We start from the raw sequence: 9348 nt of genomic DNA on the forward strand, positions 1-9348 counted from the left end.
GATGTCAGCCTCGGTGGTCCTGCCTCGGATCTCGACGCGCCTCCCGTCGATCGGGATGTGTGCACCGCGGACCAGATCATCGACCGGGCTGCGCCGCGGACCGATCAGGTCCAGGCCGACCAGGTCCCGATGACGAAGGTCCCACCGACTCGCACCACCTACCCGGACCCGATCAGGTCCGAGGACCCGCCCGTAGCGCCGGGATCCAGCGAGATGACGGTCGCGCTGCCCGCGGCAGACCTGGACGGCGACCGGCTCAGCACCCTGGACCAGGTCTGGGGTCTGGTTCGGCACTGGTCCCGGCAGGCGCTGGATGGTGCCCAGCAGAAGACCTCACATCCCAAGAGCGTCTACGCGGCTAAGCCGCCGTCGTTCGCCGAGTACCGCGCCTACGTCCGGTCCCGGGCGTGGCTGCCCGAGGGCTACGAGCGCGGCTGGCTGGTCTGGGTCCCGCTCACCTACTACGTCACTGTCGGCGCCGCCGGCGTGCTACTCGGTCTCGGAACCGCGTGGCTGTTCAGCAGGGTCCTGCACTTCAACATCGCGGTCTTGGTGACCACGGCCATCGCCACTTTGTGGCTGGTCTTCGACTGACATGAAGGGAGTCCGATCGACATGACTATTGCTGGAGCGGTCATCTTGGCCGCCATCGCCGGAGCACTCCACTACAAGCACCGGGTGCCGCGTTTCGTGGCGTGGGTGCTGCTGCTCGTCGGCGTCGGCGCGGCTGCCACGATCACCAACCTCTTCGGAGGGTTCACCGGGATGAACCTGTTCGGGGTGGGGGTGTTCACCCTCATCGCGATCATCACCGGGATCTTTTTTTTCGAGGAGGCTTGCAAGCGCAACGGCCTTCACCGTGTCCGTACCCCGCTCATCGCGGTGGTGTTCGGGGTCGCGTTGATGAGCGCGAGCGGGTCGCTGTTCACGACGCTGCAGAGCGCTGTGAAGTCTGGCGGCGCAAACGTGGACCGGGCCGTCACCAACAACCTCAACGGCAAGTAGATGGAACCGGTCAGTGCACTGGTCACTGCGCTGCTCGCGGCGTGGTTCATCACCCGTGGGGCTGCGGACGCCGCTATCGGGCAGGCACGGCATGAGGCACGCGCCGCGGCGGAGGCCATCCGTGAGGATCTGCGTGAGCGCCGTGAGGCGTGGGCGCAGCGGGTCCTGGGCCGGGTCGCTGACGGACGTCGTGGTGGTCCGGCGACGGGCCTGTGGTGGGCGTGGGCGGGGCTCCGTGTCGCCGGTGGCGTCCGGCGGCGGATGCGGCGCGAGCCACGTTCGGCGGAGCGGGCCCGCGCGATCCGGGACACCACGGGGCCGTGGCGTCGGGTGTTCGACGCTGCGGGCGGCGGTGCCCGCACCGCATGGAATGAGACACGCCGCCAGCGGAAGGCGCAGGAGCGTCCGAACCGGGTGCCGCTCGGGGTGTGCGGGCGGTGCGGCGCCGTGGTCGCACTCCGGTCCCTCACGACGGTCGATGGCAAGCAGGAGCGGCTGTGTGTGAAGTGCCACGGCGAGCAGACCGCACAGCAGCGGCACACCGATGAGCCTGAGGCTGCGCCCGACGCCGCCCAGGAGGCCGAGCCCGAGTCGACCGTGGTGGACGCCGAGATCGTCGAGCCGATCGAGCTCGAGCCTGCGACGGCCGATAGCAGCCGTCCGGTCGAGGGTCCGTCGACACCTGAGCTTCCGCCCGGAGCGGAGGCCACACCAGAGCCCGGTTCGCGGCCCGAGCCGCAACCCAAGCAGGACACCTTGCCGCCGGTCACTCCGGTGGCAGCGATCGAAGGAGAACCCATGCCCGGTCAGATCGTCCCTCGCCGGAACATACCTATCGCGTACGCCCGGCCCAAGCGCCCCATGAGCGGGGAGTCCTACACCCACGGCGAGTGGCAGCGGGCTGTCGTCGCGATCGGGCAGTGCCTCGAGGCGCTCCCGCTCGAACTGGAGGCGATGCTGCGGCAGCTCACCACCGCCGACGCCGGCCGCTCCCAGATCGCCGGGGTCCTCAAGCTCCACCAGGACACCGAGATGTTCCTCGGCCAGGTCGCGGACATGCTCCGCCGCGTGGAGCTCATCGAGCGGCCCGTCCTGAACGCCGTGGAGGCCGCCGGTGGCCCCGAGGAGATCGCCGGAATCCGCTACCTGTCCGACGTATGAGCACCAGGAGGAACCCGATGACCAGTCCCGTCCCGTACGAACGCCCCACTGCTCCCGCTCCCGCTCCCACGTTCACCCCGACCGTCGGCGCGACCGCGTCGACCACCACGGCGGGTGCCTACACCCACCGCACCTGGATGGACGAGATGGCGGCGGTTCTCGGTCACATCACCGATGTCTACAAGGCCACCGTCCTCATGGAGGCGACCCTCGTGGAGGTCGAGGCGGGACGCACGCAGCTCAGCCTCGTGCAGGGAGTGTCTGAGCAGGCCATGGAACTCATGCGGCACGGAACCCAGTTCGTGGAGGCCACCGACGCCCGCTACCTCCCGGTGTTCGAGGCGATCCGCACGGTCGGCCAGAACGAGGTCGCGCAGGACAAGCGCTACCACGACCGCGGCTAGCAACCACACCACCAGGAACTCGAACAAGGGCAGGAGGGGAGAGCAGGATGCGGCTCACGATCGCGATGGTCGAGATGGCCGAGACGCTCCGCAGAGCTGACGCTCCGCGCCGGCAGCTGGCCGGGGTCGCGGATTGGCAGCTGACCATCGCGTCTGCGGACACTGCGGCGCAGACGCTCGGCGCCACCGACGGGCGGGTTATCCAGGACGCTCCACTCCTGCCCTTGTCCGGCCGCTGGGCCCGGCCGCGGCGAATCCGGTTTCTGCAGGGCGATGTGACACATGCCGCCTGGCGTGATCTCTGCACCGCGATCACCGGAGCCCTCGCCGTGCAGATCGATACGGCCGAAGCCGCCGTTGCGGAAGCCCGAACGAAAGCGAACGTCGCCACAGGGATGGAGCAGTTCGAGCTCGCCGCCCGCTGGGTGGAGCGGGCGCGGATCGCCACGGCGTGGCTTGAGGCCGCGTGTACCGCGCGGCTCGAGGGCGAGTGCCTCATCAACCGCGAAGACCGGATCATGCGGCCCGTCGGATACGCCATCGCATCAGCTGGCGGCATCACCGAGGTCGCCAAGGACAAGCGCTACCACCAGCGGGAGGGGAGTCGACGATGAAGAGCCACACCTCGGACGTGCCCGTCGCCGCGACGATGACGCCGGAGATCGCCACGCTGCCCGACTGGGCGGTGATGCCCAGCACCGATGCACCCGTCACCGCGGACGCTCCCAAGGCACCGGGCGGGCTGCGGCTGGTCGTCGCAGCGAACTCGGTCGTCCTCGCCCCGTTCAAATGGATGGCCGCAGCCGACATCACGGCGGCCATCGCGCACTACGCCACCCCCGGCCTCGGCTGGGCGGCGCTGACGGCCGCAGGCGCCTCGGTCATGGGCGGCGGATGGGCGATGTGGCGGACACGCGAGGCTCGCCTCCTCGAAACCACCAAAACCCTGAGGTCGCGCCGCGCACAGCAGCAGAACGCCAAGGTCGCCGCAGTCGCCGGGGCAGCGTGGATGCTGGTCGGTTCCACGTGGACGCCGGTCGGCCCGCACGGCTTGATGCAGATCGCGCTGCTCGGCGGGGGGCTGGCAGTGTCCGCGCCGCACCTGTACCGCAACCGGCGCCGCGAGCTCCCAGCCGTTGACGAGCCCCCCGCGATCGAAGCGCCCATCGAGCAGCGCGAGGATAAGCGGCTCACCCGCTTCCGGGACCAGTTCTGCGTCAACGGCAACCTCCAGGACGCCCACCTCCACGGGCTCCAGGAACTCCCCGGCGGCTTCAAGTTCGAGGTGGCGCTATCAGTGGCCCGCCGCGGCACCTTCCACGATCTCAAGACCATCGAGGGCCAGATCGCCGGCCTGTACGACGTCCCCTTCGACCACGTCAGCGTCGAGCCACCCGAGAGTCGCAGCGCCCGCCGCGGCGTCGTCACCGTCCTCACCGAGACCAAGGCCCACGCGCGCGAAGACCGCTGGGACGGCGCGTCCACCTACGACCCCGAGACGGGCTGTTTCACCCTCGGCCGATACGCCGACTCCACACCGTCCCGTTGGCAGCTCCACGCCCCGTACAACGGCGCCGCCGGCGGCCTCTCCGTTGGCGTCATCGGCTCCGGCAAAACCAGCACCCTCCACGTCGTTGCGTGTGAAGCAGGGCAGGCAAAGCTGTGCCGCACCTGCCTGGCCGACCGGTCCTGCCCCGAGTGCGACCACGGCCGCATCTGCGCGCTGTGGATGGGGGACCCGCAATGCCAGCCGTTCGCGGTGTGGCGTGGACACCCCGACGTGACCGCCTGGGGCCCGCTGTCATGTGTGCGGCTGCTGTGGTGGGCCTACACCGCGATGAGGCAACGCGCCGCCTACTTCGGGCAGATGAAGTGGACCGACCACCTGGGCCGCGAGAACGTCGGCAAGGGCTGGTTCGACCCCACCCCGCAGCACCCGATGGTCGCCGTCGTCATCGACGAATGGCCGATGATCACCAACGACCCCGCGCTGGCGGAGTTCGCAGTGCCACTGGCACTGGCCATCCTCCAAGAGGGACGCAAAGTCGGGTTCAGTCTCACCCTCGGCTCTCAGGAAGGCGACGTCGACGTCCTCGGAGACCGCGGCGTCCGCGAAGCACTGACCGCGTTCAATGCCTGTGTCCACCGCTCAGACCGGATCGCGAAGCGGATGCTCGGCACCGAGGGCAACCCGGAGGATCTCCCCAGCGATGTCCCCGGGCTCAACTACCTGAAGGGCATCGACCAGCGCAGCGGTATCACCCAGCGAACCAAGAGCATCCGCGAATACCTGAAGCCCGGGGAGACCGGCGTCGACGTCCGCGAGATCGCCGGCCGGATCGCCGCAGACCCCATTACCTACGACGAGGCGATCACCTCATCCATCGTCCCGCTCGGCTACACCGGCCAGGGACAGGTGCTGGCTGACGATGACGGTTGGTCGCTCTCCGATCTGACCAGCACAGGCGAGGACCAGGCGCAGTCCGTTCCCGAGGCGACCGAGCCGCGCCCCGCCGCTCCGAGGGCCACGGTCCCCGCCGAGCACCTTGACGCCACACGTGAGGCGCTCATCCAGCGGCGGACCGCAGAGGTCCCCGACCTGATGGCCGATAGCGACCTGTCTGCCCTGGACGTGTCCCGCGCGCTCGACCTACTCATCGCCGACGGCCTCGCCACACAGACCCCTGACGGACGCTACGCCACCTGCAGTTGAGAGAGAGACCACGTTGGACTGGCTACACCTGCTCGGCAAGAACCCGATCCCGACCAGCACTCCTACTCGCTCCACTGACCGCCTCATCGCGGTCGGCTGCGCGATGAGGCTCGCCCCCGACAACGTCGTGGCCACCGGCGCTTACGACGCCGGCGAAGTCACCACGCGAGCGCGAGCCTTCGAGGAGTGGCTGAGCGAGGCCCGAGGCGATGAGCAGGACGCCCAGCTCCGCCGGCTCCTGCTGGTCATGGTCTGCGAGAAGGCCAGCAACGCGACCCCATCCGACCGGATCCGCGCCCTGGTCAAAGAGCTCCACCACCACCTCACCCGCCGCTAACGGAAGGACCCACCACATGACCGACACCAACGCCCAGTGGGACAACGTCGAGCAGACCCTGCTCACCGCCATGCGCCAGCCCGCCCTGGCGCGCGGCATCGCCGACGCTTCCGGTCTCACGCCTGACGTCGTCAAGAACCAGCTTGAGGTACTACGTGACGCCGGGCTCGTCATTCAGGTCATCGCCGACGGGCTCCGCTACAAGCTGACCCTCGCCGGCTGGAAGCGGCTCTTCACCCTGACCGGCACCAGCCGGACTCAGCGGGCGGCGTAGGCGGTGGGAGACCTCTGCAACCACGCCGTCGTCGGTGTCCTTGTCGAGTGGAACGGCCGCTACCTGACTGGGCTCCGAGCCAAGGCCCCGCGCGACATTGCGCCCTGCGCTGGACACGTCGACGAACTCACGCCCCGCACCACGCCCAAGGGCGCCAGATCCGAGCAGCCTCTGTTCCTGGCTGCTGGGATCCGGGAGCTGGAAGAAGAGACGGGCCTCAAGGTCCGCCCGGACGACTTGAAACTCGTCCTCAACCGGCTCGGCGGTGACCGCTGCCACCGTGCCGCAGGCTCAGTCGACGGCGAGAACTGGCACTGGTGGATGGTCTTCGCCGTCCGCTTCGCCCAGCAGCCCGACGTCCGCAGCAACGGAGAACTCCTCGACCTGAGCTGGAACAGCGCGGCGGAGCTCGCCGCGCTGCCCAACCTCGAACCGATCTGGCGTTCGCACCTGCGCTATCTCCGGATCATCTGACCTCGCAGCGTTCACCTCAGAAAGGACAGCCATGAACATCAACTACAGCGACCTGCTTCCCGCCTCCCGGAGCTGCGAGCACCTCAGCGTGAGTTGGACTCTCGAGGAGCCCAACGGGCAGTCGCACGTCCTGGTCTCTGTGAGCTGCCAGGGCTGCCGGGCGTCGGTGTCCAAGGTCCGCATCGAAAGGTCGTAGCGCTCTGGTGCTGCGTCCTGGCGGCCAGTCACCCCGTGACTGGCCGCCTCACGGAACACCAGCAACCTTCTCGAAGGACCAACATGACCAACTTCGACCCAGACCTGACCGACCTACTACAGATCACCGCCGAGTACGGCGGAGCCACCCCACTCGATGGCGCAGCAGCCGCGATCCACGAGGCCATCCACGACGGTGACCTCACCACGGCACGCGCCATGTTCACCGAAGCCGCCAGCACGTTCGACCGCAGCGACCTCGTTCAGGCGCTGGCTGCGCTCACCGACCCCGAGCCCGGCACCATCGCCGTCGGGCCAGGCCGACTCGTTTTCGGCAATCCCCTGCGAGTCGACTTCGTGGGCCGCTGCGGCACCTGCAACCAGCGGTGGCGCGATGACACTGGCCGGCCCGCCGTCGGCGTGAACTACAAGACGCTGCGGGGCGCTCTCGGCTGGGCTCGGGAGCACGCTGCCGAGGACCACGCCAACAGCGTCACCATCCAGGAGGTGGCGTGAACCGGAACCGCATCGTCACCCCGTACACCGACCCCGACCGGTTCACCACAGAGGAGAAGGCCGCGTTCGACGCTGGCAACTGCTGCTGTGACGAGGGCGACTCGGATTGGGGCCAGCGCGACACCATGTGCCGCAAGCCGTCCAAGCGCGGCGCCTCGTTCGGCTACTGCGGAGATCACGAGCGTGCTCTCCTCGAAAACCACTGGCCGGGCGGGAGCCCGCGGTGACCGACTTCAGCGAAGAGATCGGCCCCCGCAAGGTCGGTGGCCGCTACTACAACGGCTACTGGGGCCAGGAGTACGAAGTCCTCGACATCGAAACGGACCGGTCATCGTGGCCGGTGTGGCAGGTCACCATCCGGTGGGCTGACGGCCGCGAGGCGGCCCACTGCACCGCCTGGGACACCCAGCGGGACCGGGTGGTGTCATGACCCTCGGACGCTTCGGCGGCGTGTACGCCGCGCTCCACGCCGGCCAGTGCGTCGGCGACGTGTGGACACAGACGGACTGGTGCGCCCGCACGAAAGGCAACCCCGGCGCCGACGGCCGCCGCGCGTGCACCATCCACGTCGCCACACTCACTGCCACGCAGGCGACGTTTCTCGGCCTGGCCGTGGCAGCCACAGGGGAGCAGCTCAGCATCCGCCGAACCCTCCTCGGCCTCACTCTGAACGCGGCCTCCCACTACGCCATGGACCGCCGCGACCACGGCGTCATGCCGCTCCTCACCAAAGCCATGAGCCGCTGGGGCAAGGACAAGTTCGCAGCCCTCGGACAGCCGCCGCTCGCCACCGGCGCCGCGGCACTCGACAAGGCATGGCACATCGGCTGGTGCGCCATCGCCGCCGCGATCATCACAGGAAGGAACTGAACCATGGGGACGAAAAACACCATCACGATCGAGCAAGCCCCCGGCGGGATGACGCGCATCGTCGTGACCGCGAACTCCAACGCCCGGATACCGGCAGCGATCACGACCACGACCTTCCCCAGGGACGGTATCCGCGCCCTGGTCGTGGATCTCTGCCGGACGGCGGGCCTACCCGCGCCCTGGTGACCCGGCACCGCCCCCGCTCACCTCTTGAAAGGACCGAACCCCCGTGACCTGCAGCGCATGCGGCAATGAGATCGAGCGGGGCGACACCTATGTCGCGATCACCCGTAACTGCGAACGGGTGGGCCGCCTCGGCGCCATCAAGGTCAAGGCCGCCGAGCTCGTCGCCGCTTATCACGAGGACTGCGCACCCAAGCCGGACGGAGCCTGATGAACGGTACCCGCGCCCTGGTGAACACGTCACCGCCCCCGATCGCCACCGGAAGGACTGGACAGTGACTCGCAACGACAAGAAGGCCGCGGTGCAGCGGCTGACCGACGCACGAGAAGCACTCGCCCACGCAGACGACTCGACCCGGGAGCAGCGCAACCGGGACGTCGTCAACGCCGAGAACGCCGTGCGGTTCGGTCGCATCCGCGGCTGGAACTACACCGACTCGAACGAGGGGAACTGACCATGAGCATCCTCCCGGGCTTCCGCCGGTCGCCCTCCAACATCGAGCCAGCGGCGTCCGCTGGGCCGGTAGTACCCGCCGGACCGCTCCCGCTGGCTCGGTTCCTTACCCTCGGCGGCGCCCAAGTCGTGGCGTATCCGCACCATTACGACTGCCGATACACCGGGGACCACCTCTCCGGGTATGCGTGGCGCTGCCACGGCTGCGGGCGAGAAGGCGGCTGGGGCGGGGTGTGGGTGTCCCACGTCCGGAAGCCCGGCGAGATGCCGGACGTGCTGGACGCCGCGAACGCGCACGCCGCCGCATGCCGCGCCATGCCCCACCCGAACGGAGCCTGATGAACACCGCAGCCCAGAAGCCCGCCTCCTGGCCGGAGGGCGTCATCGCCCGCTACGCCACCGTCGGCGGCGGCACCGTCGATGTCAGCGACTACGAGGGCAGCCCCGATGGTGAGCCCTGGATGTACTCCGAGTGCTTGGGCTGCCAGGACGACGAGGTCAGCCAGGGCATTCGTCGAGCGAACGCGTTCGTGGCCGCCAAGTCCTGGAGCCAAGCCCACGCCGAGCGGTGCCGCGCCATGCCCAAGCCGGACGGAGCCTGATGATGACCGCACCCCAAACCTCCTGGCCGGAGGGCGTTCTCGCCCGCTACGCCACAGTCGGCGGCGCCCTCGTCAGTGTCTGGGATGCCAGCGACGACTTCCCGATGTGGGGGGTCTGCTCTGGTTGCAGTGCCTCAAGCCGTGACGGCGGCCCGAACAG

Annotated in this window: 18 protein-coding genes; all 18 read left to right on the top strand. The window is 69.0% G+C overall.

The window, feature by feature from the left end; translation table 11 throughout:
- The first annotated feature begins 129 nt into the window (after positions 1–129).
- Positions 130–594: a hypothetical protein gene (locus OHA34_RS07490; RefSeq protein ID WP_329521106.1), complete on the top strand. Its 465-nt coding sequence runs from the start codon at positions 130–132 to the stop codon at positions 592–594.
- A gap of 45 nt (positions 595–639) precedes the next feature.
- Positions 640–1005 (top strand): hypothetical protein, encoded by a 366-nt coding sequence (locus OHA34_RS07495; protein WP_329521107.1) that lies wholly within the window; start codon positions 640–642, stop codon positions 1003–1005.
- A complete protein-coding gene (locus tag OHA34_RS07500) occupies positions 1006–2166 on the top strand; it encodes a hypothetical protein (RefSeq protein WP_329521108.1) in 1161 nt (386 codons plus the stop codon).
- 17 nt (positions 2167–2183) lie between these two features.
- Entirely contained in the window at positions 2184–2570 is a 387-nt protein-coding gene (locus tag OHA34_RS07505) for a hypothetical protein (RefSeq protein ID WP_329521109.1), read from the top strand.
- A gap of 47 nt (positions 2571–2617) precedes the next feature.
- On the top strand, positions 2618–3184 hold the full coding sequence (locus OHA34_RS07510) for a hypothetical protein (protein WP_329521110.1): 567 nt from the start codon (positions 2618–2620) through the stop codon (positions 3182–3184).
- A 17-nt stretch (positions 3185–3201) separates the two neighbouring features.
- A complete protein-coding gene (locus OHA34_RS07515; RefSeq protein WP_329521111.1) occupies positions 3202–5283 on the top strand; it encodes a hypothetical protein in 2082 nt (693 codons plus the stop codon).
- Positions 5284–5296: 13 nt separating this feature from the next.
- Positions 5297–5620, top strand: coding sequence for a hypothetical protein (locus tag OHA34_RS07520; protein WP_329521112.1), 324 nt, complete (start codon positions 5297–5299; stop codon positions 5618–5620).
- A 16-nt stretch (positions 5621–5636) separates the two neighbouring features.
- Positions 5637–5894, top strand: coding sequence for a hypothetical protein (locus OHA34_RS07525; RefSeq protein ID WP_329521113.1), 258 nt, complete (start codon positions 5637–5639; stop codon positions 5892–5894).
- Between the two features lie 3 nt (positions 5895–5897).
- On the top strand, positions 5898–6368 hold the full coding sequence (locus tag OHA34_RS07530) for an NUDIX hydrolase (RefSeq protein ID WP_329521114.1): 471 nt from the start codon (positions 5898–5900) through the stop codon (positions 6366–6368).
- A 31-nt stretch (positions 6369–6399) separates the two neighbouring features.
- Positions 6400–6564, top strand: coding sequence for a hypothetical protein (locus OHA34_RS07535; protein WP_329521115.1), 165 nt, complete (start codon positions 6400–6402; stop codon positions 6562–6564).
- Positions 6565–6647: 83 nt separating this feature from the next.
- Positions 6648–7079, top strand: a complete 432-nt coding sequence (locus OHA34_RS07540) for a hypothetical protein (protein WP_329521116.1) — start codon at positions 6648–6650, stop codon at positions 7077–7079.
- Entirely contained in the window at positions 7076–7306 is a 231-nt protein-coding gene (locus OHA34_RS07545) for a hypothetical protein (protein ID WP_329521117.1), read from the top strand. Before OHA34_RS07540 ends, OHA34_RS07545 begins: the two co-directional genes overlap by 4 nt.
- Entirely contained in the window at positions 7303–7509 is a 207-nt protein-coding gene (locus OHA34_RS07550; protein ID WP_329521118.1) for a hypothetical protein, read from the top strand. Before OHA34_RS07545 ends, OHA34_RS07550 begins: the two co-directional genes overlap by 4 nt.
- Positions 7506–7949, top strand: a complete 444-nt coding sequence (locus tag OHA34_RS07555) for a transcriptional regulator (protein WP_329521119.1) — start codon at positions 7506–7508, stop codon at positions 7947–7949. Before OHA34_RS07550 ends, OHA34_RS07555 begins: the two co-directional genes overlap by 4 nt.
- Positions 7950–7952: 3 nt before the next feature.
- Entirely contained in the window at positions 7953–8135 is a 183-nt protein-coding gene (locus OHA34_RS07560; RefSeq protein ID WP_329521120.1) for a hypothetical protein, read from the top strand.
- A gap of 43 nt (positions 8136–8178) precedes the next feature.
- The gene (locus OHA34_RS07565; protein WP_329521121.1) at positions 8179–8343 is read left to right on the top strand and encodes a hypothetical protein; all 165 of its coding nucleotides are present in this window, start codon (positions 8179–8181) and stop codon (positions 8341–8343) included.
- A gap of 64 nt (positions 8344–8407) precedes the next feature.
- A complete protein-coding gene (locus OHA34_RS07570) occupies positions 8408–8587 on the top strand; it encodes a hypothetical protein (RefSeq protein ID WP_329521122.1) in 180 nt (59 codons plus the stop codon).
- A 337-nt stretch (positions 8588–8924) separates the two neighbouring features.
- Positions 8925–9188, top strand: coding sequence for a hypothetical protein (locus OHA34_RS07575; protein WP_329521123.1), 264 nt, complete (start codon positions 8925–8927; stop codon positions 9186–9188).
- Positions 9189–9348: the final 160 nt, after the last annotated feature.

The organism is Spirillospora sp. NBC_01491 (assembly GCF_036227065.1).
Lineage (GTDB): Bacteria > Actinomycetota > Actinomycetes > Streptosporangiales > Streptosporangiaceae > Spirillospora > Spirillospora xylanilytica.

Bases quoted from the DNA above. Each gene is read 5' to 3' on its own strand.
- OHA34_RS07490 (WP_329521106.1), top strand. From the start codon at position 130: ATGACGAAGGTCCCACCGACTCGCACCACCTACCCGGACCCGATCAGG.
- OHA34_RS07500 (WP_329521108.1), top strand. From the start codon at position 1,006: ATGGAACCGGTCAGTGCACTGGTCACTGCGCTGCTCGCGGCGTGGTTC.
- OHA34_RS07505 (WP_329521109.1), top strand. From the start codon at position 2,184: ATGACCAGTCCCGTCCCGTACGAACGCCCCACTGCTCCCGCTCCCGCT.
- OHA34_RS07510 (WP_329521110.1), top strand. From the start codon at position 2,618: ATGCGGCTCACGATCGCGATGGTCGAGATGGCCGAGACGCTCCGCAGA.
- OHA34_RS07525 (WP_329521113.1), top strand. From the start codon at position 5,637: ATGACCGACACCAACGCCCAGTGGGACAACGTCGAGCAGACCCTGCTC.
- OHA34_RS07535 (WP_329521115.1), top strand. From the start codon at position 6,400: ATGAACATCAACTACAGCGACCTGCTTCCCGCCTCCCGGAGCTGCGAG.
- OHA34_RS07540 (WP_329521116.1), top strand. From the start codon at position 6,648: ATGACCAACTTCGACCCAGACCTGACCGACCTACTACAGATCACCGCC.
- OHA34_RS07555 (WP_329521119.1), top strand. From the start codon at position 7,506: ATGACCCTCGGACGCTTCGGCGGCGTGTACGCCGCGCTCCACGCCGGC.
- OHA34_RS07560 (WP_329521120.1), top strand. From the start codon at position 7,953: ATGGGGACGAAAAACACCATCACGATCGAGCAAGCCCCCGGCGGGATG.
- OHA34_RS07575 (WP_329521123.1), top strand. From the start codon at position 8,925: ATGAACACCGCAGCCCAGAAGCCCGCCTCCTGGCCGGAGGGCGTCATC.